Source organism: Devosia rhodophyticola (genome assembly GCF_028816475.1).
GTDB lineage: Bacteria > Pseudomonadota > Alphaproteobacteria > Rhizobiales > Devosiaceae > Devosia > Devosia rhodophyticola.
The window spans coordinates 445,678-468,845 of sequence record NZ_CP118247.1 but is presented as its reverse complement, the minus strand read 5'-3'; the positions used below and the strand labels follow the sequence as shown (position 1 = coordinate 468,845).

Annotated in this window: 24 protein-coding genes; 4 read left to right on the top strand and 20 right to left on the bottom strand. The window is 58.3% G+C overall.

Features of this window, described 5'->3' with window-relative positions:
- Positions 1–64 precede the first annotated feature (64 nt).
- From PSQ90_RS02265 to PSQ90_RS02235, 7 genes are all read right to left on the bottom strand, one after another.
- Positions 65–1,264, bottom strand: a complete 1,200-nt coding sequence (locus tag PSQ90_RS02265; RefSeq protein WP_282211825.1) for an ABC transporter substrate-binding protein — start codon at positions 1,262–1,264, stop codon at positions 65–67.
- A gap of 45 nt (positions 1,265–1,309) precedes the next feature.
- On the bottom strand, positions 1,310–2,053 hold the full coding sequence (locus PSQ90_RS02260) for an ABC transporter ATP-binding protein (protein WP_407648153.1): 744 nt from the start codon (positions 2,051–2,053) through the stop codon (positions 1,310–1,312).
- A complete protein-coding gene (locus PSQ90_RS02255; RefSeq protein ID WP_282211823.1) occupies positions 2,046–2,831 on the bottom strand; it encodes an ABC transporter ATP-binding protein in 786 nt (261 codons plus the stop codon). Before PSQ90_RS02255 ends, PSQ90_RS02260 begins: the two co-directional genes overlap by 8 nt.
- Entirely contained in the window at positions 2,828–3,613 is a 786-nt protein-coding gene (locus PSQ90_RS02250) for a 3-hydroxybutyrate dehydrogenase (RefSeq protein WP_282211822.1), read from the bottom strand. The genes PSQ90_RS02255 and PSQ90_RS02250 overlap by 4 nt, the downstream gene beginning before the upstream one ends.
- Before the next feature lie 173 nt (positions 3,614–3,786).
- Positions 3,787–5,187: a sigma-54 interaction domain-containing protein gene (locus PSQ90_RS02245; protein ID WP_282211821.1), complete on the bottom strand. Its 1,401-nt coding sequence runs from the start codon at positions 5,185–5,187 to the stop codon at positions 3,787–3,789.
- Positions 5,188–5,262: 75 nt separating this feature from the next.
- Positions 5,263–7,812 carry an ABC transporter permease gene (locus PSQ90_RS02240; protein WP_282211820.1) on the bottom strand — a complete coding sequence of 850 codons (2,550 nt, stop codon included), beginning with the start codon at positions 7,810–7,812 and terminating at the stop codon, positions 5,263–5,265.
- On the bottom strand, positions 7,809–8,510 hold the full coding sequence (locus PSQ90_RS02235) for an ABC transporter ATP-binding protein (RefSeq protein ID WP_282211819.1): 702 nt from the start codon (positions 8,508–8,510) through the stop codon (positions 7,809–7,811). Before PSQ90_RS02235 ends, PSQ90_RS02240 begins: the two co-directional genes overlap by 4 nt.
- On the opposite strand from PSQ90_RS02235, the gene PSQ90_RS02230 reads away from it, so the two are divergent.
- A complete protein-coding gene (locus tag PSQ90_RS02230) occupies positions 8,509–9,156 on the top strand; it encodes an arylesterase (protein ID WP_282211818.1) in 648 nt (215 codons plus the stop codon). The genes PSQ90_RS02235 and PSQ90_RS02230 overlap by 2 nt on opposite strands.
- A 6-nt stretch (positions 9,157–9,162) precedes the next feature.
- Here PSQ90_RS02230 and PSQ90_RS02225 read toward each other — a convergent pair whose 3' ends face one another.
- The 5 genes from PSQ90_RS02225 to PSQ90_RS02205 form a co-directional block, all read right to left on the bottom strand.
- On the bottom strand, positions 9,163–10,611 hold the full coding sequence (locus tag PSQ90_RS02225) for a dihydrolipoyl dehydrogenase family protein (RefSeq protein WP_282211817.1): 1,449 nt from the start codon (positions 10,609–10,611) through the stop codon (positions 9,163–9,165).
- 60 nt (positions 10,612–10,671) lie between these two features.
- Positions 10,672–11,418: a TVP38/TMEM64 family protein gene (locus PSQ90_RS02220; protein WP_282211816.1), complete on the bottom strand. Its 747-nt coding sequence runs from the start codon at positions 11,416–11,418 to the stop codon at positions 10,672–10,674.
- 27 nt (positions 11,419–11,445) lie between these two features.
- Entirely contained in the window at positions 11,446–12,264 is an 819-nt protein-coding gene (locus PSQ90_RS02215) for a sterol desaturase family protein (protein WP_282211815.1), read from the bottom strand.
- A 13-nt stretch (positions 12,265–12,277) separates the two neighbouring features.
- A complete protein-coding gene (locus PSQ90_RS02210) occupies positions 12,278–12,517 on the bottom strand; it encodes a zf-HC2 domain-containing protein (RefSeq protein ID WP_282211814.1) in 240 nt (79 codons plus the stop codon).
- A gap of 98 nt (positions 12,518–12,615) precedes the next feature.
- Positions 12,616–13,269 carry an RNA polymerase sigma factor gene (locus PSQ90_RS02205; RefSeq protein ID WP_282211813.1) on the bottom strand — a complete coding sequence of 218 codons (654 nt, stop codon included), beginning with the start codon at positions 13,267–13,269 and terminating at the stop codon, positions 12,616–12,618.
- A gap of 182 nt (positions 13,270–13,451) precedes the next feature.
- Here PSQ90_RS02205 and PSQ90_RS02200 point away from each other — a divergent pair, with 182 nt between their 5' ends.
- Together PSQ90_RS02200 and PSQ90_RS02195 are read left to right on the top strand one after the other, a co-directional pair.
- A complete protein-coding gene (locus PSQ90_RS02200; RefSeq protein ID WP_282211812.1) occupies positions 13,452–13,898 on the top strand; it encodes a DUF6789 family protein in 447 nt (148 codons plus the stop codon).
- A 71-nt stretch (positions 13,899–13,969) separates the two neighbouring features.
- Positions 13,970–14,581 carry a CDP-alcohol phosphatidyltransferase family protein gene (locus tag PSQ90_RS02195; protein WP_282211811.1) on the top strand — a complete coding sequence of 204 codons (612 nt, stop codon included), beginning with the start codon at positions 13,970–13,972 and terminating at the stop codon, positions 14,579–14,581.
- Here the strand turns inward: PSQ90_RS02195 and ccoS are convergent.
- Genes ccoS through ccoN form a run of 8 tightly spaced genes read right to left on the bottom strand, consistent with a single transcriptional unit; the run spans position 14,564 to position 21,399 of the window.
- Positions 14,564–14,737, bottom strand: a complete 174-nt coding sequence (gene ccoS / locus PSQ90_RS02190; protein WP_282211810.1) for a cbb3-type cytochrome oxidase assembly protein CcoS — start codon at positions 14,735–14,737, stop codon at positions 14,564–14,566. The genes PSQ90_RS02195 and ccoS overlap by 18 nt on opposite strands.
- A complete protein-coding gene (locus PSQ90_RS02185) occupies positions 14,734–16,983 on the bottom strand; it encodes a cation-translocating P-type ATPase (protein ID WP_407648152.1) in 2,250 nt (749 codons plus the stop codon). Before PSQ90_RS02185 ends, ccoS begins: the two co-directional genes overlap by 4 nt.
- 1 nt (position 16,984) lies before the next feature.
- Positions 16,985–17,782 (bottom strand): DUF2189 domain-containing protein, encoded by a 798-nt coding sequence (locus PSQ90_RS02180; RefSeq protein WP_282211809.1) that lies wholly within the window; start codon positions 17,780–17,782, stop codon positions 16,985–16,987.
- 24 nt (positions 17,783–17,806) lie between these two features.
- Positions 17,807–17,974 (bottom strand): hypothetical protein, encoded by a 168-nt coding sequence (locus PSQ90_RS02175; protein ID WP_282211808.1) that lies wholly within the window; start codon positions 17,972–17,974, stop codon positions 17,807–17,809.
- The gene (gene ccoP / locus PSQ90_RS02170; RefSeq protein WP_282211807.1) at positions 17,971–18,852 is read right to left on the bottom strand and encodes a cytochrome-c oxidase, cbb3-type subunit III; all 882 of its coding nucleotides are present in this window, start codon (positions 18,850–18,852) and stop codon (positions 17,971–17,973) included. Before ccoP ends, PSQ90_RS02175 begins: the two co-directional genes overlap by 4 nt.
- Positions 18,843–19,016 carry a cbb3-type cytochrome c oxidase subunit 3 gene (locus tag PSQ90_RS02165; protein WP_282211806.1) on the bottom strand — a complete coding sequence of 58 codons (174 nt, stop codon included), beginning with the start codon at positions 19,014–19,016 and terminating at the stop codon, positions 18,843–18,845. The genes ccoP and PSQ90_RS02165 overlap by 10 nt, the downstream gene beginning before the upstream one ends.
- Entirely contained in the window at positions 19,017–19,748 is a 732-nt protein-coding gene (gene ccoO / locus PSQ90_RS02160) for a cytochrome-c oxidase, cbb3-type subunit II (RefSeq protein ID WP_282211805.1), read from the bottom strand.
- A gap of 4 nt (positions 19,749–19,752) precedes the next feature.
- A complete protein-coding gene (ccoN, locus tag PSQ90_RS02155) occupies positions 19,753–21,399 on the bottom strand; it encodes a cytochrome-c oxidase, cbb3-type subunit I (protein WP_282211804.1) in 1,647 nt (548 codons plus the stop codon).
- 214 nt (positions 21,400–21,613) lie between these two features.
- Between ccoN and PSQ90_RS02150 the strand changes: the two genes are divergently transcribed.
- Entirely contained in the window at positions 21,614–23,164 is a 1,551-nt protein-coding gene (locus tag PSQ90_RS02150; protein WP_282211803.1) for a PAS domain S-box protein, read from the top strand.
- Positions 23,165–23,168: the final 4 nt, after the last annotated feature.

Sequence of the window (23,168 nt, the reverse complement as noted above, 5' to 3'; positions counted from 1 at the left end):
GAAGTGATCCTGCCTTGTAATATAGGGAGACGCCCCCGCAGCGCGGGAGCGTCAGTTTCAGACTTTATTTGACCAGATCGCAACCGCCATCAGCCAGCGGACGGAAAGCGTCCTTGGCAGGGATGGTGGCGAGCAGCTTGTAATAGTCCCAAGGCCCCTTGGATTCTTCAGGGGATTTAACCTGGAACAGGTACATGTCGTGGATGTGACGGCCATCGGCGCGGATTTCGCCCTTGCCAAACAGCGGATCGTCGGTTGGCATTTCTTTCATCTTGGCCATAACGGCGGTGGTGTCCTTGCCACCCGTTGCTTCGACGGCCTTGAGATAGTGCAATACGCTGGCATAAACGCCGGCATGCACCATGGTTGGCATGTTGCCACCGTTCTGTTCGGCAAAGCGCTTGGACCATGCGCGGGTCTGATCGTTCATGTCCCAATAGAAGGATTCAGTCAGTACCAGACCCTGAGCAGTCTCCAGGCCAAGGGCATGCACGTCGGTGATGAAGATCAGCAGCGCGGCAAGTTTCTGGCCGGCTTGGGTGATGCCGAACTCGGCGGCCTGCTTGATGGCATTGACGGTGTCGCCGCCAGCATTGGCCAGCCCGATAACGTCAGCACCAGAGGCCTGTGCCTGAAGCAGGTAGGACGAGAAGTCGGTGCCGGGGAAGGGGTGCCGCACGGCGCCAACCACTTCACCACCATTTTCGACAACCACAGCGCTGGTGTCTTTTTCCAAAGCCTGCCCAAAGGCATAATCGGCGGTCAGGAAGAACCACTTCTTGAAGCCTTCCTTGACCAGGGCAGAACCGGTGCCATGAGCCAGGGCCCAAGTGTCATAGGTCCAGTGTACGGTGTTGGGCGAACAGGACTTGCCAGTCAGATCGGCCGAACCAGCGCCCGAATCCATGAAGATCTTGTTCTTGTCGCGGCTGATTTCAGCCACGGCCAAAGCTGCCGAAGATGTGGGCACGTCAAAAATGGCGTCTACACCATCCTGATCATACCACTGGCGAGCGATGTTGGAGGCAATATCGGGCTTGTTCTGATGGTCCGCCGAAACGATTTCGACGTTGATGCCCTTGGCAGCCGCGTCAAAATCCTCGACAGCCATGCGCGCCGCGATGACCGAGCCTTCGCCCGACAAGTCGGCATAAATGCCGGAGCGGTCATTGAGCACGCCGATCTTGACCGAAGTCTGCGCCATGGCAGATCCCGCCATGAGCAGGGCGGCCAACGAGGCCAGTGCCAAAGTTCTTAATTTCATAGTCGATATCCTCCCGATTGCACCGGCCCAATTGCCGGCAGTTTCTTACACGCCGAGATAGGCATGCAGTTTTTCGATGTTGTTGTTGATGTCCTCATTGGGGATCATGTCGATGACCCGCCCCTGTTCGACAACGAAGTGTCGATCTGCAACCGAAGCTGCAAACCGGAAATTTTGCTCCACCAGTACGATGGTGAAGCCGCGCGCCTTGAGATCAACCAGCGTCCGCCCGATTTGCTGGACAATGACTGGGGCCAGACCTTCGGTGGGTTCATCGAGCAACAGGAATTTTGCACCAGTGCGCAGGATGCGCCCGATCGCCAGCATCTGCTGTTCCCCGCCTGACAACTTGGTGCCCTGACTCGAAAGCCGTTCGCGCAGATTGGGAAACATTTCCAAAATTTCTTCGCGGCTCAAACCGCCGGACTTGACCTGTGGCGGCAGCATCAGATTCTCGTCAACCGACAGGCTGGCAAAAATCCCGCGCTCTTCAGGGCAAAACGCAATTCCGGCACGGGCAATATCGCGCGGTGCCAGCTTGATCAGCTCACGCCCGCCAAATTGCACTGACCCCTGCCGCTTGGACAAAATGCCCATGATGGCGCGCAGTGTCGTTGTCTTTCCCGCGCCATTCCGGCCCAGAAGCGTCACCACTTCGCCGGGGCGCACGTCAAACGATACGCCGTGCAACACATGGCTTTCGGCATACCAACCTTCAAGATTTTCCACCTTGAGCATCGGGGCACCGTTGGCCATTGGTGTAGTATCCATTGTCATCGCCTCACTCATGGCTGGCCCCGATATAGGCTTCGACAACGCCGGGATGCCTGGAGACTTCGTCGTAACTTCCTTCGGCCAGAACTTCCCCGCGCGCCAGAACGGTAATCCGGTCCGAAAGATCGGCGACCACAGACAGATTATGCTCGACCATCAAAATGGTGCGGTTGGCCGAAATTTTGCGGATCAGCGCTGAAATGCGCGTCACATCCTCCTGCGCCATGCCCGCCATCGGCTCGTCAAGCAGCATCATTTCTGGTTCGAGCGCCAGTGTGGTGGCAATTTCCAGCGCCCGTTTGCGGCCATAGGAAAGGTCGCCCGCCATCACATGGGCAAATTCGCTGAGCCCCACTTCATCGACCCGTCGCAGCGCTTCATCGTCAAAAGCGCTCAAAACGCTTTGCGAGCGCCAGAAATCAAAACTGTCGCCGCGCCGCCGCTGCAGGGCAATGCGCACATTGTCTGTCACGCTCATGCGCGGAAAAACCGCTGAAATCTGAAATGAGCGCACAACGCCCAGCCGCGCAATGTCAGCCGAGGGGAGATTGGTTATATTGCGGCCATTGAAATGGATCGTGCCTGAACTGGGTTGCAGGAATTTGGTCAAAAGATTGAAGCACGTGGTCTTGCCAGCGCCGTTGGGGCCGATCAGTGCGTGGATCGTGCCACGTTCGACATTCAGATTGACTCCATTGACCGCAACAAATCCCGCAAAGCGTTTGGTCAGATCGCGGGCCGAAAGGATTATTTCGCCCCTGGTGTCCGGTGCTGGTTCAAATGCTTCGATCATTTGGCGGTCCATCCGCCGTCGATCGAGATCGCTGAGCCGGTTATGGACCGGGCAAAATCGGAACAGAGATAGGCTGCCATTTCAGCGATTTCCTCAGGTTGCACAAACTGCCGCGTCGGCTGAGGCGCCAGCATGACTTGCCGGACAACCTCTTCCTCGCTCAGATTATGCGCGCGCGCCTGATCAGCAACCTGGGTCGCCACCAGCGGTGTCCAGACATAGCCCGGACAGATCGCATTGGCGGTGACTCCCTTTTCCGCCGTTTCCAGCGCAACCGTCCTGGTCAGCCCGATAACGGCATGTTTGGTGGCCACATAGGCCGATTTGAATGGCGACGCACGCAACCCGTGGGCCGATGCGATATTGATAATGCGCCCCCATCCACGCTCTGTCATGCCTGGAATTGAGGCGCGAATAGTGTGAAAAGCTGAATCAAGGCTGATCGCCAATATGCGATCCCAATCACCGGGTGGAAAATCCTCTACCGGCGCAACCTTTTGAACCCCGGCATTGTTGACCAGAACATCGAGCTGGCCAAATTTTGCAATGACGGAGCCTACGAGTTCGAAACTGTCGGTGGGGTCGGCAAGATCGGCCCGAAAATACGCAACCCGGCCCGAAGCATTGGCACCAATTTCCGCCATCGCCTCGGCGATGTCGGTTTCGCTCTCAAAGCTGTTTACAGCGACATCATATCCGATGCTCGCAAATTTCTTGGCAATGGCCAGTCCGATTCCGCTCGTCGAACCAGTTACCAACGCGACGCGCTTGGTTGCAGTCACTCTTGCTCCGCCCTGTTGCGAGCCTTTTTGGCCCGGTCTTTTGGCTAGAGAGTATCAAGTTCCGTGCCAGTTCCGGTTTTGTGGGCTATTCGCAACAATTTCGCAGGCAAACGTCCGGTCATGTGTCTGGGTGTCAGGACAAATTTGGCGGATTTGTCCGGAAAGTCGGACGGTTAGCTATCAATGCTATGGCGGCGTAATTTCTCATAGAACTGCGAGCGTGAGATTCCCAGGCGCGTCGCCGCAGCCGTTTTTTGGCCACCACTGGCGGCCAGCGCATCAAGGATCGCCTGCCGTTCGGTATTGGCCTTGGCGGCTGCCAGATATGGCGTCGGGGCAAGAGGCGGCACTGATCCGCCGTGACGCGGCATCGCACGCCGCACTACGCTGCCATCAAGCGTTTCGGTTGTTGCTAGCGCCGCTGCGCGCTCCAGCACATTGCGCAATTCGCGCACGTTGCCGGGCCAACCATAGTCTTGCAGCAATTCGACCGCGTCTGTCGTGATGATCCAACCGTGTTGATTGGATGCGCGCGGCGTCTGCTCCAGTAACGCATCGCAAAGCGGGCCAATATCGTCGAGGCGCGTGCGCAGGGGCGGGACGTGCACGGTCAATACAGCGATGCGATAATAAAGGTCGGCCCGAAACGACTTGTCGGCCAGCCGCGCTTCGAGATCCTGTGAGGTGGCGGCGATGATGCGCACATCAACCTTTTTAACCGTGTTGGACCCCAGCGGTTCAAACTCACCTTCCTGTAGGGCCCGCAACAATTTGGCCTGCAGCGATGCCGGCATATCCCCGATTTCATCTAGAAACAGGGTGCCGCTGTGGGCGAGTTCGAATTTGCCCGGTCGCGGCTTGCGGTCGGCGCCGGTAAAGGCGCCCGGTGCCACGCCGAAAAATTCTGCTTCGAGCAGGGATTCGGGAATGGCTGCGACATTAACCGCCACGAACGGCCCATCCGCGCGGTCCGATTGCTGGTGCATGGCATGGGCCAGCAGTTCCTTGCCGGTACCGGTTTCACCCAGGATCAGCGCCGCACCATCGCGCAGGGCAAAGCGACGGACGACTGATTTCAACTCCTTGACCGTGTCGCTTACCCCGACAAAGCTGGAGAGCGAATATTTGGTCTTGCGTTCGCGCGTCAGCGCCGCCTGCGCCCGGCTCAGCTGGCGTTGCAAATGCTCGAATTTTTCGAGGATCGGGGCGAGATAATTGACATTGTCATAAAAAACGAACCCGACGGCCCCCTGCACGGTCCCATCATCGTCCTTGAGCGGAATGCGGCAAACGACAAATTGTCGGTCGTCAAAATTCATGATGTCGAGCAGGATCGGTTGGCCAGTGTCCACGACGCGTCGCAACAGCGAGTGCGGGATGACCTCTTCAACATGCAACCCAAGTGGGTCAAAGGCCGGATCCAGTTTGAGCAATTGCCGATAGCGCGCATCGATCCAGGTAATCCGGGTCTGGCTATCAACGACTATTGCGCCCTCGAAATAGTCGCGCAATTGGCTGAACGCATCGACAGCGTGCTCGATGGTGTGGTCGGTTTCGGTCGGTGGGGTCGGCAACTCTCTTCTCCGAACTATGCCGCCCCATGCTAACTGGCTTGTCCGCAAACCTCTATAGGGCAGAAAGGGGTAACCCTATTGGCTTTCCGCCCGCAATCGACTGGCCGGTCGCGCCGACATCGCCGCCCAAGTCGTCAGTGCCCCCGTTCCCACAGTCAAAGCGATTACACCCACCGCAACCGCAAAGATCAATGCGATGTTGATGGCAAAGTCGATTTCGAGCAGAAATTGGCTGACCGCCCATGCGCCGAGCCCGGCAATGATTGTGGCCAGAACCGTCGCCAGGGCGCCCAGCAGCAAATATTCGAGCAGGAACGCACTGATCACATCGCGCCGCGTTGCGCCCAGCACCTTCATGACCACCGCATCAGCCTCGCGCTGGCTGCGACCAACGCTGAGCGCACCTGCCAACACCAATACCCCGGCAACCAGCGCCAGTCCGCTGACCAGCGCAACTGCCTGTATCAGTGATTGCAGAATGGATTGCGCCCGCGCAATCGCATCGCCGACCGGAATGAAGGTGAGCAGGGGAAACGCTTCGACCAATTGCTGTTCAACAGTTGGCCCCGCGTCCTCGGCAACCTTGATGGTGCCCATATAGGATTGTGGTGCCTTGTCGATGATGCCCGGGGACAGGATGATGCGGAAATTGAACGTGGGGGCGCGCCAGTCGATGGCACGGAAACTGGCAATGGTCAGCGTTATCGGCCGCCCCAGAATGTTCATTTCCATGGTGTCGCCCAGCGTCAGCCCAAGATCGTTCTGCATTTCAGTGCTGAGCGACACAAGCGTATCGCCAGAATAGTCAGTAGGCCACCAATCGCCCGATGAAATGACAGTGTCGGCTGGCATGTCTGCGGCCCATGTCAGGGCTGTGTCGCCCCGAAACATGTCGGCGACATCGCGTGGCAAGCCCGAAGGGTCAGGCGCCGGTTTTCCGTTCAGTTGAACAATCGTGCCGCGCAACATCGGCACCAGATCAAGTGCTGTGATGTCGCCATTGTCCGCCCACATCGCCTCAAGTTCGGATTGCGTGGCCTTGTCGACATCGAGCAGCACAAAGGCTGGCGCATCATTGGTGACTTCTGCGGCGATCTGGTTGGTCAGGTTCCCCTGCGTCAGGATAATGAACAGCAACAGCGATAGCCCCATGCCCAGCGACACCAGAACGGTGGCTGTCGGCGCGCCGGGGCGCTGGATAGCGGCAATGGCAAAGCGCCACGCCCGATTGGACGACACAGGCATCCGCCGCAACAGCGCGGTGAGCAATGTTGCGGCCAGTCGCAACAGACCCAGGGCCAAGGCCGTGGCGACAAAATAAATCAAAACCAGCACCAGATCGCCGGTGATCGCAACGGTCAGTCCGAGCAACAACACCAGCCCCGCCAACAGCGGCAGGCCGGTGCGCCAACGCAGCACATCGCGCCACGCCATATGCGATGAGTTACCCGCCGACGCGGATCGAAACAGCAGGGCCGGGCGAATGGATTGAACCGAACCAAGTGGCAGCCAGGCAAAAAGCAGCGCCGTTGTCAGCCCGATTGCCGCCGCCCCCAGCATCGAACCAATATCGATACCCGCCGGTAGCGCCAGACCCAGCGCGCCCGATAGCCAGGGCAAAAGGATCAGCGACGCGCCCGCAACAATCAAAAGACCAATGACCAGCCCAACCATCGACAGCACCAGTATTTGGGCAACGAAATGAAACAATAGCCGGTGATTGCTCGCCCCCAACGCCCGCATCGTGGCAATCGACATTTGCCGTTCGCCCACATAGGCGGTGACCGCATTGGAGATGCCCAATCCGCCCACCACCAGCGAAGAAAGCGCCACCAACAGCAGGAAATTGCCGAAAATGTCGAGGAAGCGCGCGATATTGGCGCTGGCATCGCGCGGCGCGCGCAGTCGCCATTCATGGTCGGGAAATTGTTCGTCCAGCGTCGCTTTTGCCGCCGCAAAGCTCGTGTCGCCCAGATCAACCTTGTAGTGGAACCGGTTGAGCGCCCCTTCCTGACTAAGGCCCGAAGCGTCCAGCGCCGCATCGGATATGAACGCGGGAATGCCCAGTTGAAACCCTTGGGCGGCCTGATCCGGTACGGTGTCGATAATGCCCCGTAGCTCGAAGTCGAGACTGCCGATGCGCACAATGTCGCCGCGGGAGACCGCCAGCCGTTGCGCTGCCTGCGGCGCCAATAGCGCACCGAAAACGCCATTCCTGGACTCCAGCAACTGGGACATGTCACCGACCGCGCCATTCGGTTCCAGCGTTACCGAACCGACCAACGGAAACCGGCCGCTTACGGCGCGTAATGACAAAAAGGCACTGAGATCGCCCTTGGTCGCGCGGGCATTGAGTTCTACCTCGCGACTAACCGGTCCCAGCGCGGCCAAAGCCTCTTTTTCAGCCGCGCCGATATCCTTATTCGAGGCCCGCAGTTCCAGATCGCCGCCCAGGATTACCCGCGCATCGCGCACAATCGCGCCATTGATCGCCGAACTGACTGAACTGATGACGCCAATGGCGGCAATGCCCAGCGCCAGACACGCAATCAGGATGACAAATCGCTTTGTGCTGCCCCGGAGGTCGATCAGCGCAACCCGAAGCCAGTCGGCGTAACGGTTCATGACGGGACCATGGTGATTTCCTGCAGCGTACCATGATCCATCCGCATAACCCGGTCGGCGCGACGCGCCAGCGCCATGTCATGGGTAATCAGAAGCATGGCGGTCTTGTCGGCCCGCGCATGTGAAAAAAGCAGGTCGATTGCCGTTGCGGCGGTTTCCTGATCGAGATTGCCCGTTGGCTCATCCGCCAGCAAAAGTTTGGGTTGCCCCACTATTGCCCGGGCCAACCCCACCCGTTGCTGCTCGCCGCCCGACAGCGCGCTGGGCAAATGATCGAGCCGCGCACCCAGCCCAACGCTTTTTAGCGCCGCTGCCGCTTGTGCCTTGATATCGGCAATCGGGGTATCGTCGGCTGCGATTTCGAGCGCCAGCGCTACATTTTCCAGCGCCGTCATCGAGGGGATCAAATGAAAATTCTGAAACAGAATGCCAATGTTCTTACGTCGAACGATGGCCAACTGGTCTTCGTTAAGCTGATCAAGCACCGTCCCGGCAATTCCAACCTTGCCACCTGTCGCGCGTTCAAGACCGGCCATGACCATCAACAGGGACGTTTTGCCGCTGCCAGAGGGGCCGACCACCGCCACAACCTCGCCCGGTTTGATATCGAACGTGATATCCTTGAGAATGTGCAACTGCGCCTTACCCGAGGTGAGGTGCAGGTTCATCCCCGCCGTGTCTGCTATGGAATTTGTCATGAAGTCAGGCCTGTATTTGCGAAATCGGCTCGTTCGAGGATGGGCGGCAGCTTTTGCCTTGGTCATCTTGCTGGTCTCGCCGACCCTGGCGGCCGAAAAAACCCTGCTCCTATATGGGGACTCTTTGCTCGCTGGCTATGGGCTATCACAAAATGATGCGTTCATGGGGCAATTGCAGGCAGCGCTGGACGCTCAGAACATCGACGTGCTGGTGATCAATGCCAGCGTTTCGGGCGATACGACCTCGGCAGGTCTTGAACGGCTCGATTGGGCCTTGGTCGACACGCCGGACGCCGTCCTGCTCGGCCTTGGCGCCAACGACATGTTGCAGGGAGTATCGCCTGAAATCGTCCGGGATAATCTGTCCCAAATTCTGGCAGCGCTTGCGGCCAAGGAGGTGCCAGTGCTCATCGCTGGCATGATGGCAAACCGGGCCCTTGGTCCTGACTATGTCAAACAATTCGACGCCATCTATCCTGATCTTGCCAGCAAATATGGCGCAATCCTGTACCCGTTCTATCTCGATGGGGTGGCACTCGACCCGGCATTGAACCAACCGGATATGCGCCATCCCAATGCCGCAGGCGTCAAGAAAATCATTGCCGCGATAATGCCCTATGTCATCAGCCTGCTCGATGGCGCTTGAGCCATTTCAGGGCAGCCAACGTTGAATCAGTTTGACAAAATTTTGAGTCAAAGGGCTGAAAAGCTTGGGTTTATAGTAAGAGCCTGCCACCCGTTTTGAAATTTCGGCAAGCGTCGGATAGGGCGCAATCATGCCCGCAACGGCTGCGAGCGACAGTTTTCCGGAGATCACCAGCCCCCAAATTCCAATCAACTCGCCGGCGTGGGGCCCGACAACAGTCGCCCCGACAACCTTGCCTCGCTTGGTCAAAACCAGCTTGATAAAGCCTTCCACCCGTTTTTCGGTTTGAGCGCGATCATTCTCATCAAAGTGCTCAACCAGGATCTGCACGTCCTCGTGCTGTTTGCGGGCCTCCGATTCAACCAGGCCAACATGGGCAACCTCGGGATCAAGATAGGTAACCCACGGCAGGGCCGCATAATCCACCTTGGCTGGAAGTCCGAACAAGGCATTGCGAATGACAATCCCCGCGTGATAGCCCGCAATATGGGTAAACTGTGGACCTCCGGCCACGTCCCCAACGGCAAATATCTTACGATTGCTGGTGCGCAGTCGACCATCAACAGTAATGCCCTTAGGCGTAAACTCCACACCCGCTGCGGTCAGCCCGATGTCATTGACATTGGCCGACCGCCCGGCCGCCACCAGAATATGGGAGGCCGCAATCTGGTGGTCTTCGCCATTGGCCTCAATGGTCGCCGACACGCTGTCAGCTGTTCGTTTGGGGTCGATCAACTTGGCATTCTCATAAAGGACAATTCTCTCGTCCCCCAGTTTCTTGCGCGCCAGTTCAGCCGCCTCCGGTTCGTCGCGGGGCAGGATAGTGGCCACATCGACGACTGTGACTTTGGAGCCGAGTCGCGCAAATGCCTGCGCCATTTCCAGCCCGATCGGACCACCGCCGACAATGAGCAAATGCTCGGGCAGTTCGGTGAGATCAAACACAGTTTCGTTGGTCATTGGTTCCAACTCACGCAAACCCGGCACTGGTGGCACCACGGCGCGCGATCCGGTCGCCACAACAAAGCGCCGTGCCTTGACAGTATAGGGACCGGCGACCACCTGGTCCGGGCCGGTAAACTTCGCGCTTTCCTTGAGAACCTGCACGCCAAGTGATTCAAAACGCTCAACACTGTCGTGCGGCGCAATCTGGCCGATAACGCCGTGAATATGGTCGTGTACGGCCTGGAAATTGATCCGCGGCGCAAGTCCTTCGCCAACGCCCATTTCAAGGCCAGCCGTAAAACTGTGCGCCATATGTGCTGCGGCGATCAGTGATTTTGATGGTACGCAGCCGGTATTGAGGCAATCGCCGCCCATTTCACCGCGCTCGATCAGCACGACCTTTGCCCCAAGTTGAGCGGCGCCCGCAGCCGCTGTCAGCCCCGCAGACCCCGCGCCAATGATACAAAGGTCACACTCGATGGTGGAGGGGCGTGCACTGGCTTCTGGCATATAAAAGTCCTGACTGGTTGTGCATTGGTGTTGCGAACCGCTGTCGCGTTACAGAGCCGATTATCCGGCGGGCTGGCGGCGCGAACGGATAAACTTGTAGACAGGCGCCACGCAGGCCAGCAGGGCCAGCCCCAAAAGGCCAAGCGTAATTTCGGGTGTCACCAGATCGCCCAGCCCCACTGTTCGCCCGCTTTCCGCCGCGAGGGACAAGGCACCCTCGATACCCTGGCCGAGATAGGCGTAAACGAAAACACCAGGCAGAATGCCCAAAAAAGTTGCCGCCACATAGATGCGTGTTGGAATTTTGAATAGGGCAGGCACAATATTGACCAGCGCAAATGGAAGGATCGGCAGCAGACGCAATGCCAACAGATAGCTAAAGGCATTGCCTTCAAATCCACTTGCCACCTTGCTGGCCGTCCCCTTTGCGCGTTCTCGCAGCCAGTCGCCAAAAGCGGTCCGCGCCGCCCAGAACAGGGCTGTTGCACCGATGGTGGCACCAACCGCCGCCAGCACCCCGCCAAATAGCCAGCCATAGAGAAAACCGCCAATCAATGTCAGCAGCCAGGTTGCAGGGAACGCCACGGCCACGGCCACGCTATAGGCCAGCACATAGCCCAATATGGCAACAATCCCCTGTTCGGCGGCAAAAGTTTTGATGGTGGTGCGGACTTCGGCCAGATAATCGAGCGTGAAATAGCGTTGCCATCCCAAAAGCAGCCCGACAATCAATATGCCGGCCAGAATACCGAGCGGCAGGAAGCGCAGGAAACGGCGCCCGGTGGGTTTTGTCGCGTTCTCGGCCATGACAGTTCTTTCTCCACGGGCGCGCGATCAGCGCTTGGCAAACGGGAGTTTGAGTATCCACCAAAGCCCCGAGGGTTCCTTGCCGCGATAGGCTTTCAAGCCAATTTCCATGCCTTCGTGCCCCGCCGCCGGTTGCTGGGTATAGGTCGAAAATAGTCGATCCCAGATCGACAGGTTGAAACCATAATTGCTGTCGGTTTCAGCGGGCGTGCTCGAATGGTGGACCCTGTGCATGTCGGGCGTCACGATGAATTTGCGCAATAACCGGTCCACCCAGAGCGGCAGTGCCACATTGGAGTGATTGAACATTGCCGTGCCATTGAGCACCACCTCAAATACCAGCACCGACCATGCCGGTGCGCCCAGGGCAATAACGATTGCAGCCTTCCAGAACATCGAGAGCACAATTTCAAGGGGATGGAAGCGCAGGGCGGTGGTCACATCAAATCCAGTGTCGGAATGGTGCATGCGGTGAATACGCCAGAGCCAGGGCAGTTTGTGGCTCAGCACATGTTCAAACCAGACCGCAAAATCCAGCACTACAATGGCCACGATCCCGGCCAGAAAGCCCGGTATGGCCAGCTGATTGAACAATCCCCATCCCTGCGTTTCCGCCCAAAAGGCAGTGCCGACGGCCGCCACCGGAAAAATGATCCGCAGGCTGACCGAGGAGATAATCAACACCGAAACATTGGTGAACCAGCGGCGCGACTTGAGGGCGGCCAGCATTTCTGGCCGCTCAAGGCGCGGTGAAGTCAGCTCGAAAATGGCCAGAATGACAAAGATGATCAGAAATGAGCCGAGGCGGATGACCGGTTCGGGCAAGGGGAGTTCGAGCGCGTTCATCCCGCCTCCATGCTCAGCTTGCCTCGCCCGAGCGTTTCGACAACAGCGCGATCAGACGCGGGTCAGGCTCGCCCGCATCAACTGTTGAGGCATCGTCGCGCAACAATTGTACAGTCTTGGCCAACTGATCCATATAGGCGCGGCAATGTTTGCACATCATCAGATGCAGCCGCACCGACACCCGGTCGCGCCAGTTCATCTCGCTATCAAGATAGTCGCTGGCGCGTTCGCCAAGCTCCTTACAGGTGAGCATTCTTATTCTCCTACAATTGCCGCTTGCCGACGCGCGTTCGGCTCGTGACACTTGGTTAGTTTGTTCACGGACAGATTTGTTACAAGTTCGCAGGGTCCTCATTTCGTCGGGTCAAACTGTTCGCCCTTTTCGGTGTCCATTAGCACTTCGATGGCTGCGCGAATGCGCGATCGCCCGCGGTGCAGCAAGATGCGCTGGTTGGATTCGGTGATTCCGAGGATCTCGCAGGCATCAGGAGCACTCAATCCTTCCAGATCCCGCAATTGCACCACGGCCCGCTGATTGGGGGGCAGTTGCTCGAGCACCGCCATGGCGTGGGCCAACAATTGCCGTCCACCCAGAATGCGCTCGGGATTGATTTCGGACCAGCGCCCGGGCGGTGACAGCCAGGTGCCATCGCCACTAAACCGGTCCGGATCGACCGCCGGGTCATTATATCCCATGTCCGAGAACGACAGCACGCGCCCATCGCGCTTGGCTTTGGTGCGGGCAATATTGGCCAGTACCGAAAATATCCAGCTTCTAAGCGTTGAACGCCCCTCAAAGCGCCCGATGCCACCGATAACCGCGACCCAGGTATCCTGCACCGCTTCTTCGGCCGCCGCGCTTTCGCGCACGAAATTGCGCGCAAATGCCAGCAATGCCGCGTTCTCGCGCGCAAAAATCTGCCGAAACGCGGCCTCGTCGCCCTTCTTGAGCCCGACAACAAGCAACTCATCGCTCATTGCAGCAGTCGGTTTTTGGCCCCTCATCAACTCTCCAAAGGTCGCGCAACCCATCCCACACAACGCGAATTCAAATATCCAGCCGCGAGACCGGGGTCATTGATGTGTAACGCAGGACGTTCTCAATAGACATAGCGTCACTGCCAAGGCTGGAATGGCAAATTCGCTGCCCAGCTTAAAGCATGAGTAAAGCAGACAAGGAGACAAAAATGTCCGTGATCTACAAAGGCTTTGTGGCAGGCTTCGTTGCCACCGTTGTTTTGTCCGCGCTCATGGTGATGAAATCCATGATGGGCCTGATGCCCGGGTTGGACGTCACCGCAATGATCACCAACATGCTCGGCTTGCAATCGGTTGCCTTCGGTTGGCTGATGCACTTTATCATTGGCACCATGATCTGGGGCGGCGCCTATGCCCTCATTCGCGCCAGATTGCCCGGCGGCCCTGCTGTCAGCGGCATGGTCTTCGGTGCTGGCGCCTGGTTGATGATGATGATCCTGGTCATGCCAATGGCCGGTGCTGGCCTGTTCGGATTGAACATGGGTATTATGGCCCCGGTCATGACGCTGATATTGCATCTCGTCTACGGTGCGGTGCTTGGGCTGGTTTTCCAGGCCATGGCGCAGGGCACCAACAGCACTGCAGCAGCCCATTAGGCGCTGCATAACGCAGCGGGTCGGCAATTGCGGGCTCGTGGCCAAATGCGTGCAAGAGGAAACGAACGAGCATGTTTGATAGCGTACTGATCCCCCCACAGGAGCGTGTGCTCGCACCTCCGGCACGCCTTTTGGCCAAACTCGGCGCCACCGCCAACGGCGTCACCATTGTCGGATTTATAACCGGCATGCTGGCCGTCCCAGCCATCGCCTTGCATTACTACTGGCTGGGGCTGGCCTTGATCGTCGCCAACCGGCTCATGGATGGGCTGGATGGCGCCATCGCCCGGCAGCGCGGCCCCACCGATCGCGGGGCATTTCTCGATATCGCGTTGGACTTCTTTTTTTACGCCGCCATCCCCTTTGCCTTTGTCCTGGCCGATCCTGTAGCCAACGGGCTGGCGGGATCGTTCCTGCTGCTGTCCTTCATCGGCACCGGCTCCAGCTTTCTGGCCTTTGCCGTGATCGCCGAACGGCGCGGGCTCAAATCCCTCAGCATGCCCAAAAAGGGGCTGTATTATCTGGGCGGCATAACTGAGGGGGCAGAGACGATTCTGCTATTTGCCCTGATCTGCGTATTTCCCCATACATTTGCCCTGTTTGCCACAGTCTTTGCCGTTCTGGCGCTTGTTACGACGCTGACGCGCTGGTGGTGGGGCTGGAAGTCATTCTCGATGGTCTGACCGCCCGGGCAGGGGCTCGTCATCCTCATAAAGGATGCGTTCGGCTGCCCCATCCATGTCCTCATACTGGCCATTACGCAGCGACCAGAAAAAGATGGCCAGTCCGGCAGCGCCCGACAGGATTGATATCGGGATCAAAAAATAGAGACTACTCATGGCGTCGCCTCGGCTGTTGCCCCAATGGTCGGTGACTCGGCACTGCGACCGCCACGGCTCAACCGCAATGCATTCAACACAACAACAATTGAAGAGCCCGACATGGCGACTGCCGCGACAAACGGGCTGACATGGCCCGAAATGGCAATCGGTAGGGCAACGGCATTGTAGAGGATTGCCAGCGCAAAGTTCTGCCGCACCAGACCCTGTGCTTGCCGCGCCACGGCAATGGCCTGCGGCACAGCACTCAGATCTTGATGCAGAAATACGAAATCGGCAGCGTTGCGGCCAATGTCGATAGCGCTCCCCGGCGCCATTGAAACATGGGCGGCAACCAGCGCCGGCGCGTCGTTCAGGCCATCGCCAACCATCAATGTCTTGTGTCCCGCCGCCGCCAACGCTTCGATCCGCGCCGATTTTTCTGTCGGCAACATGCCTCCTTCATAGCTTGTCACGCCCAGTTGCCCGGCAACCGCCGCAACCATGCCAGACTGGTCGCCCGAAATGATTTCCAGCGCCAGGCCCTGATGCTCCAGCGTCGCCGTCGCCCCGGTCGCGTCAGGCCGCAAGCGGTCGGAAAAAACAAATTTCGTTAGCAGCGCGCCATCGGAACTCAATACAGTGCCACTGACGTCTTTATCGCCAGTCAGCGCCCAATCGGCTCGCCCCAATCGATATAATTTGCCTGCGCGTCGCGCCTCGATTCCAAACCCGGCAACTTCTTTGATATCGCTGATCTCAATGGCTTCGTCGCCCTGCGCCAGTCGGGCAATGGCAACGGAATAGGGATGGCGCGAATGGCCCGCCATCGCTGCCGCCAATGCCAGTTGGTCCGGGGCAATGCCGGCCCTGTTGGTCAATTCGGGCTTGCCCAGCGTTAGCGTCCCGGTTTTGTCAAAAGCAACCGTGTCAATCTCGACCAGCCGCTCGAGCGCTGAGCCGTCCCTGACCATGATCCCGGCGGCAAACAGGCGCCGTGCCGCCACCATTTGCACCATCGGCACCGCCAGTCCCAGCGCACAGGGGCAGGTGATGATCAAAACCGAAATGGCAATTGTCGTCGCCTGATGCAGATCGCCATCCAGCGCCATCCAGCCAACAAACGTCACCAGCGCCGTCAGATGCACCACTGGCGAGTAAAGCGCCGCCGCCCGATCCGCCAAACGCCGATATTGGCTGCGCCCGCCTTCCGCCACTTCCATCAGACGGATCATCGCCGCCAATGTCGAATCCTGTTCAAACGCCTCGGCGCGAATGGTCAGTGGACCGGTCAGATTGACCGTGCCGGCTTCAAGCCGCGCCTTTGGCCCCACGGCGACCGGCACACTTTCCCCGCTGACCAGACTGCGATCAAGGTCCGAGGTGCCCGAAAGGACAATAGCGTCGACCGGCACGCGCTCCCCTGCCGCCAATAGGATGGTCATGCCCGGTTCGATTTCGCGCACCGGCAGATAGTCACGCACCCCATCGGCATGCAGCACCAGCGCACCGCGCGGCGCCATGCGCGCTAGGCCTTTTACTGCCGTACGCGCGCGTTCACGCATCAAATGGTCCAACGTGCGCCCGATCAGCAGGAAGAACACCAGCGACACGCTGGCATCAAAATAGACCTGCTCGCCCGACTGTGTCGTATCATAAAGGCTCAACAGGAAGGCCAGCGTAATTCCAATGCTGATCGGCACGTCCATATTGGTGCGCCCGTATCGCAATGCTTTCCAGGCGGACAGGTAAAAGATGCGCCCCGAATAGAGTAGGGTCGGTAGCGCCAGTCCCGCGCAGATCCAGTGCAGAATATCGCGGGTTGCCGGGTCGGCACCAGCCCAGACCGAACCCGCCAGCATCATGATGTTCATCGCCGCAAAGCCCGAAACGGCAAGCGCCCGGATTAGCCCCGTTAGCGTCCCGTCGCGCGGCTCGTCCCCATCATCATGCAGGTGGCTTTCAAACCCCAGATTGGCCAATGTTTCAATCAGCGGTGGCGGCGATTTGTCGGCGCGCCAGCGCACGCCAGCCCGCTTGGTCGAAAGATTGACCCGGGCGCTCTCAACGCCGTCCAACCTGATGAGTGCCTTTTCAATCGAGCGCACGCAATTGCCGCAGTGAATACCGGGTACCGACAGATCTGCTTGCCGAATTCCGTGTGGCAGCACACGGCTTGCCAGCAACAATTCGTTGGCCGCTGGCCCCATCGGCGCGGGCGCCACCGCTGCTTCAGCAATGGCTGGTGATGGCACGCGGCAGCTCATCCTATCGCCGCGTGCTCACATAGGCATGCCACGTCGCATGACCCAATAGCGGAAAGATCACCACCAGTCCGATCAGTGCTGTGCCAAGGCTGACCAGGGTCAGCACCAGCACAATCGCCGCCCAGACCAGCATGGCGCCCAGATTGTTCCAAACCATCGACATGCTCGTGGCCATGGCGGAAAACGCATCCATACGCTTGTCCAGCATCATCGGAATGGAAAGCGCACTGATCGCAAAGGCAAAGGCAGCGAACAATCCGCCCACCAGCGTGCCGGTGATCAACAAGGCGATGCCTGTCGGGGTGTTGAACAGCAACTCCAGAATATGATCGAACCCCGGAAACGGATGCAGCCCGAAAAACAGCGCGTAAAGCAGGACTGCCGCCCGCATCCAAACCATCATCAACAGGCCCAGAATGGCCCCGACATAGAGCAGGTGTTGCCCACCACCGCGCTTGGGAAACACCATGACCCAAAGCGATACCGGCTCACCCGCTTCAAGCCGCCGGCTTTTCTCATAAAGTCCTGTGGCGAGCAGGGGGGCGACAATTAAAAAACCGGCCAGCGCCGGAAATAGCACCTGTTCCCAACCCATCAGGCTCATCGCCCAAAGGATAATGGCTGACAAAAGCGCGACGCCAAGTCCATAGATCAGGCTGGGCAACGGATTGACCATCATGTCGCGCCAACCCGCGGCCAGCCAACCGAACGACGCCCCTAATGCCAGATGCCGTCGATGATCGACCATCTTGGGCAGTGGGGGAACGGTGGCCGGTATTTGCACAAATTGCTTTGCCATGGAAATTGTCCAGATCTGTTGCGGTCAGCAGGCGGATTTAGCGGCCTGATAGGTACCCGTCGGGCCCTTGGCCTTGAGGTGGTCGACGCATTGCGGTTTGGAGGTGAAGGCCGCGTGGAAAAGTTGGGTGTTACCCGCCACGACCAATAGCCCCCCCGCCACCAGCATTGCTACAAACAGCCTGCTCCTCATTTGGCTGCCGTCCTCAAGTCGGCCACATAAAGCGCCAGAAGCTTGATATAGGCTGGAGTCAATCGCCCCTCCCAGGTCGGCATAAGGCCTTGGCGGCCATAATAGACCGTATGGCGAATGCTCGAGCGGTCACCACCATATATCCAATATTGATCGGTCAGGTTTGGTGCACCGGTCTCCTGCATGCCAGTGCCGGTTTCACCATGGCAGGCCGCGCAATTGTCGGCGAAAATCGTTGCGCCTTCGCCGATGTCCTCGGCATTGTCGGCCGTCGCGATAGCAGGATCGCTCAGCGTCTGCACATAGGTCACGACCCTGTCGACATCGGACAACGGTAACATTTGATCGCGCCCAAAGGCCAGCATCTGGCCATAGCGTGTTTCATCATGGGCCGAATTGATGCCAACGCGAATGGTTTCCATGATGGTTGCGGGATCGTCGCCCCACATGGTGGGCGCCTGAATAATATTGGGAAAGCCCGGATTGCCCAGCCCTTCAGCGCCATGGCAGGCCGCGCAATTTTCCGCAAACAGCATCTTGCCGGTTTCACGCACCGTCTGCATCAGGGACGGGTCCGCCCGAATTGTTGTAAAATCCTCGTCTACAATGGCATCCGTCCAACTGGAGCGTTCGGCAACACCTTCGGCAACGCTCTGGCGAACCTCGGCCTGTTGGTCGGCACCCAAAAGGCCCCGGAAATAGTCATTGATCCCGGGCCAGCTGGGCATCAGGATGGTCCATGTCACGGAAAAAATAGTGGCGCTGATCAAGAAGATATAAACCACCCGTGGCACGGGCGTATTGAGTTCCTTGATGCCGTTCCATTCGTGCCCGGTCGTCATATGGCCCGAGACTTTATCGCGCTCGCTTAGTGCCATGGCTGGTCATCCTCATTGGAAACGACATCCTTTGCCGCCTGCTGAAACCGCTTCTGGTTGGAAGGCCAGAATGTATAAACCAGCACCCCAATGCTCAGCGCGATCAGGTAGAACAGCCCAAAGGATTTGGAAAAGCCAACAAGCGTTTCGTGGTCAAACGGCATTTACTGGGCCTCCGGCAAATCAGGTTGGTAGGCGGCGTCGGTCATTTTGCCCAACACCTGCAAGTAGGCGACCAGCGCATCCATTTCGGTCAGCCGCGCCCCGTCGCCATCGAACATGCGAATATGGGTGGCGTCGCCATAGCGCTCAGCCAGCGCCGGGGCGTCGTTGGTATCGGGATTGGCCTGGGCATACGCATCAATCGAGGCGTTGGCGATCATCTCGTCGGTATAGGGCACGCCGACCTTGCGCAGCGCTGCCAGATGCAACCCAAGATCTTCGGTTTTGAGCTCATTGCGCAGCAACCAGCGGTAGGCCGGCATCTTGGATTCGGGCACCAGATCACGCGGATTGTTGAGGTGCGCCGTGTTCCATGCATCCGAATATTTGTCGCCAACCCGCGCCAGGTCTGGCCCGGTCCGCTTGGAACCCCAAAGCATCGGGTGATCATATTGGCTTTCGACCGCCAGTGAATAGGGGCCATAGCGATCCACATCATCGCGCAGGGTGCGGATCATTTGCGAGTGACAGGCATAGCACCCCTCGCGAATGTAAATATTGCGCCCGGCCACTTCGAGTGGCGTGTAAACCCGCATGTCGGCGTCCTGTTCCACTGTTTCATCAATGGTGAACAGGGGAGCGATCTCGATGAAACCGCCGATACCAGCAACCACGACGATGGCCAGAACCAGCCCGATAGCGTTGCGTTCAAGATTATAGTGAAGGCCGAACATTGGCTTATTCTCCGGCTTGCAGGGCAGGTTGGGCGGGTAGATCCTGCCCGGCATCATCGCTAGTCTCGGCGATTGGCGAACGAATGGTCATGCCGATATTGTAGGACGCCACAATTGCCCCGAGCAGGAACAACAGCCCCCCGATCGCCCGTGCAATATAGTAGGGATGCATGGCAACCAGACTGTCGATGAACGAGTAGGTGAGCGCGCCGCTTTCACTATAGGTGCGCCACATCAGGCCCTGGGTGACGCCCGAATTCCACATGGCGAATACGTAGATCAGCGTTCCCGATAGCGCTAACCAGAAGTGAACCTCCACCAGCTTTGCCGAATAGAGCTTTGGCCGCTTCCACATTGTCGGCACCAGCGCATAGAGCGAGCCGAAAACGATCATCGCGACCCACCCCAGTGCCCCGGCGTGCACATGCCCGATGGTCCAGTCGGTATAGTGGGACAGCGAATTAACCGCCTGAATGGCCATGAACGAGCCTTCCAGCGTCGTCAGCCCGTAAAAGATCACGGCCAGGGCCATGAACCGCAGCACAGCGTCATCGCGCACTTTGTGCCAGGCGCCATTGAGCGTCATCAGCGCATTGCCTGCCGATGCCCATGATGGCACCAGCAGCACCACCGAAAAGGCCATGCCCAGCGTCTGAACCCATTGGGGCAGCGCGGTATAGTGCAGATGGTGCGAGCCCGCCCACATATACATGAAGGTGATGCCCCAAAAACTGATGATCGACAGGCGATAGGAAAAGATCGGCCGTCCGGCACGCTTGGGCAAATAGTAGTACATCATGCCCAAAAAGCCCGAGGTCAGGAAAAACGCCACGGCGTTGTGCCCGTACCACCACTGGGTCATCGCATCCTGAACGCCCGAAAACAGCGAGTAACTCTTGGCGCTGCCCAGCGAGATCGGCACCGCCAGATTATTGATGATGTGCAGCATCGCCACGACCAGAATGAAGGCCATGTAGTACCAGTTGGCCACATAGATATGCGGTTCTTTCCGGCGCATCAGCGTGCGAATATAGATCGAGAAATAGACAACCCACACAATGGTCAGCCAGATATCGGCATACCATTCGGGCTCGGCATATTCCTTGGACTGGGTCAGGCCCATCATATAGCCACTGGCCGCGATCACGCAGAACAGATTATAGCCCAGCAGCACAAACCAAGGACTGATCTGATCGGGTAGGCGGGCCCGAGTGGTGCGCTGCAACACATGATAGGACGTCGCGATCAGGGCATTGCCGCCAAAGCCAAAAATGACGCCGCTGGTGTGAACCGGCCGCAGCCGCCCAAAACTTGCCCACGCCGCATCAAATGTCAGATCGGGAAACGCCAACAGTGTCGCGACCCACAGACCAACAAACATACCGATGACCGCCCAGATCAATGTCAGGATAATGCCTGCCCGCGTTGGTGCGTCATAATAATGCTGGAGGCGCTCAGGGTCAGGCTCGGGCGCATCGAACTGACGGATCATCATGGCGAAACCGGCCAAACCGACAATCATCACCATCCATCCATGAACACCCAGCAGGTCGTTGCGCCCACCAACTGCCATGGCCAGACCGATCACGGTCAGTCCACCTACAATGATCATCGCCCAGGTCCGCTCGGCCCGTGTCAGGTCTGCAATCATCTTTGCCCAAATCCTTTGGCTGCCAGAGGGCGCGCCTATAGCGCTTCTCCCGATGCCTAAAGCAAAGATTTTGCCTGTCTTTGATCCAGCGCAAAGACAGCCCGTTAATCGACTGAATCTTTCTATCAACTCCAATCACGTCGCCCTTGAAAAACTTGAAACAATTTCCCGGCGGGACTAGGGTTTTTGCTGCATAGCCGATGGGTAGAAAACGTTGACAAATCAGACCACCGCCTCGCCGTTCCTGCGCGGACAGGCCGAAAAACTTCAGGCCATTCTCGAATCGGCGGTGGATGCGATCATCACCATTGATTCGAACGGCTCCATCAATTCGGTCAATCCCGCAGCTGCGCGCCTGTTCGGCTATGATCAGGAAGCGTTTATGGGGCGCAATGTGCATTTCCTGATGCCCGAGCCGTACCACTCCGAGCACGATGGCTACATCAGCAACTATATTGCGACCGGCAACCGCAAGATCATCGGCAAGGGCCGCGAGGTCACAGGACGCCGCAGCGACGGCACCTTGTTTCCCATGCATCTGGCCGTCAGCGAATTCACCATGGATGGCCAGGTTCATTTCACCGGCATTATTCACGATCTTTCCGCCCACAAGGCGACCGAAATCGCCCTGCATCAGGCCCAGAAGATGGAGTCGATGGGTCAGTTGACCGGCGGTATCGCCCATGATTTCAACAATTTGCTGACCGTTATCGTTGGTAATCTGGAAATGCTCGAAGGCAAACTGACCACCCCTCTGCAGCACGAACTGGTAACCGAGGCTCTTGAGGCGGCCGACCTCGGCGCACGGCTTACCGCAAGACTTTTGGCATTTGCGCGGCGCTCTCATCTTGAACCAGAGGTGGTCAATCTCAATAATTTTGTGCTCGGCCTCACCGACATGCTGCACCGCACACTGGGCGCCACGGTCTATCTGTCCAACACCCTCAGCCCCAGCCTTTGGTCGACCCGCGTTGATCCCTCTCAGGTCGAAAGTGCCATCGTCAATCTTGCCGTCAATTCACGAGATGCCATGCCCAATGGTGGGCGTCTTCTGGTCGAGACCGCCAATGTCAGCGTCGATGAGACGATGAGTATGGAACTAGACGGTTTGCCCAAAGGTGACTATGTGCGCCTGACCGTCTCGGACACTGGCACCGGCATGAGCCATGAAACGCTCGACAAGGCGTTTGAGCCGTTTTTTACCACCAAGGAACAAGGGCGCGGCACCGGGCTGGGCCTGTCGATGATCTATGGTTTTGCCAAACAATCGGGCGGCCACGCCAGCATTCAGAGCCAACCCGACAGCGGCACGACAGTCAACATTTTCCTGCCGCGATATCAGCAACGGCCTGCTGACCCGGACAATGCCAATACACCTGATCAGGCGACACCGGGCCAGGGCCAGGTGATCCTGGCGGTCGAGGACGACCCGCGGGTGCGTAAACTGACGGTTTCTCGCTTGACCCAACTCGGCTATCGGGTTCTCGAAGCCGCTAGCGGCGCTGATGCGCTGACCATATTGGCAACCGAACCCCACATCGATTTGGTCTTTACCGATCTGGTCATGCCCGGTGGCATCTCCGGCTATGAGCTGAGCGCCAATGTGCGTGCTAATTATCCCGGCGTGCGCGTCCTTTTGACGTCGGGCTTTGCTGATGTTCTGGCCCATGGTGATCTGCTAGCCGCCGAACAGCTCAAAGTGCTGCGCAAACCCTATCGGCAGGCCGATCTGGCGGCAGCCATAGGCAACGCCATGACGCCATAATCAT

Excerpts from the sequence above, each read along its gene's own strand:
- PSQ90_RS02265 (WP_282211825.1), bottom strand. The coding sequence starts at position 1,264 with ATGAAATTAAGAACTTTGGCACTGGCCTCGTTGGCCGCCCTGCTCATG.
- PSQ90_RS02260 (WP_407648153.1), bottom strand. The coding sequence starts at position 2,053 with ATGAGTGAGGCGATGACAATGGATACTACACCAATGGCCAACGGTGCC.
- PSQ90_RS02255 (WP_282211823.1), bottom strand. The coding sequence starts at position 2,831 with ATGATCGAAGCATTTGAACCAGCACCGGACACCAGGGGCGAAATAATC.
- PSQ90_RS02240 (WP_282211820.1), bottom strand. The coding sequence starts at position 7,812 with ATGAACCGTTACGCCGACTGGCTTCGGGTTGCGCTGATCGACCTCCGG.
- PSQ90_RS02230 (WP_282211818.1), top strand. The coding sequence starts at position 8,509 with ATGAAGTCAGGCCTGTATTTGCGAAATCGGCTCGTTCGAGGATGGGCG.
- PSQ90_RS02235 (WP_282211819.1), bottom strand. The coding sequence starts at position 8,510 with ATGACAAATTCCATAGCAGACACGGCGGGGATGAACCTGCACCTCACC.
- PSQ90_RS02225 (WP_282211817.1), bottom strand. The coding sequence starts at position 10,611 with ATGCCAGAAGCCAGTGCACGCCCCTCCACCATCGAGTGTGACCTTTGT.
- PSQ90_RS02220 (WP_282211816.1), bottom strand. The coding sequence starts at position 11,418 with ATGGCCGAGAACGCGACAAAACCCACCGGGCGCCGTTTCCTGCGCTTC.
- PSQ90_RS02215 (WP_282211815.1), bottom strand. The coding sequence starts at position 12,264 with ATGAACGCGCTCGAACTCCCCTTGCCCGAACCGGTCATCCGCCTCGGC.
- PSQ90_RS02210 (WP_282211814.1), bottom strand. The coding sequence starts at position 12,517 with ATGCTCACCTGTAAGGAGCTTGGCGAACGCGCCAGCGACTATCTTGAT.
- PSQ90_RS02205 (WP_282211813.1), bottom strand. The coding sequence starts at position 13,269 with ATGAGGGGCCAAAAACCGACTGCTGCAATGAGCGATGAGTTGCTTGTT.
- PSQ90_RS02200 (WP_282211812.1), top strand. The coding sequence starts at position 13,452 with ATGTCCGTGATCTACAAAGGCTTTGTGGCAGGCTTCGTTGCCACCGTT.
- PSQ90_RS02195 (WP_282211811.1), top strand. The coding sequence starts at position 13,970 with ATGTTTGATAGCGTACTGATCCCCCCACAGGAGCGTGTGCTCGCACCT.
- ccoS (WP_282211810.1), bottom strand. The coding sequence starts at position 14,737 with ATGAGTAGTCTCTATTTTTTGATCCCGATATCAATCCTGTCGGGCGCT.
- PSQ90_RS02185 (WP_407648152.1), bottom strand. The coding sequence starts at position 16,983 with ATGAGCTGCCGCGTGCCATCACCAGCCATTGCTGAAGCAGCGGTGGCG.
- PSQ90_RS02180 (WP_282211809.1), bottom strand. The coding sequence starts at position 17,782 with ATGGCAAAGCAATTTGTGCAAATACCGGCCACCGTTCCCCCACTGCCC.
- PSQ90_RS02175 (WP_282211808.1), bottom strand. The coding sequence starts at position 17,974 with ATGAGGAGCAGGCTGTTTGTAGCAATGCTGGTGGCGGGGGGGCTATTG.
- ccoP (WP_282211807.1), bottom strand. The coding sequence starts at position 18,852 with ATGGCACTAAGCGAGCGCGATAAAGTCTCGGGCCATATGACGACCGGG.
- PSQ90_RS02165 (WP_282211806.1), bottom strand. The coding sequence starts at position 19,016 with ATGCCGTTTGACCACGAAACGCTTGTTGGCTTTTCCAAATCCTTTGGG.
- ccoO (WP_282211805.1), bottom strand. The coding sequence starts at position 19,748 with ATGTTCGGCCTTCACTATAATCTTGAACGCAACGCTATCGGGCTGGTT.
- ccoN (WP_282211804.1), bottom strand. The coding sequence starts at position 21,399 with ATGATTGCAGACCTGACACGGGCCGAGCGGACCTGGGCGATGATCATT.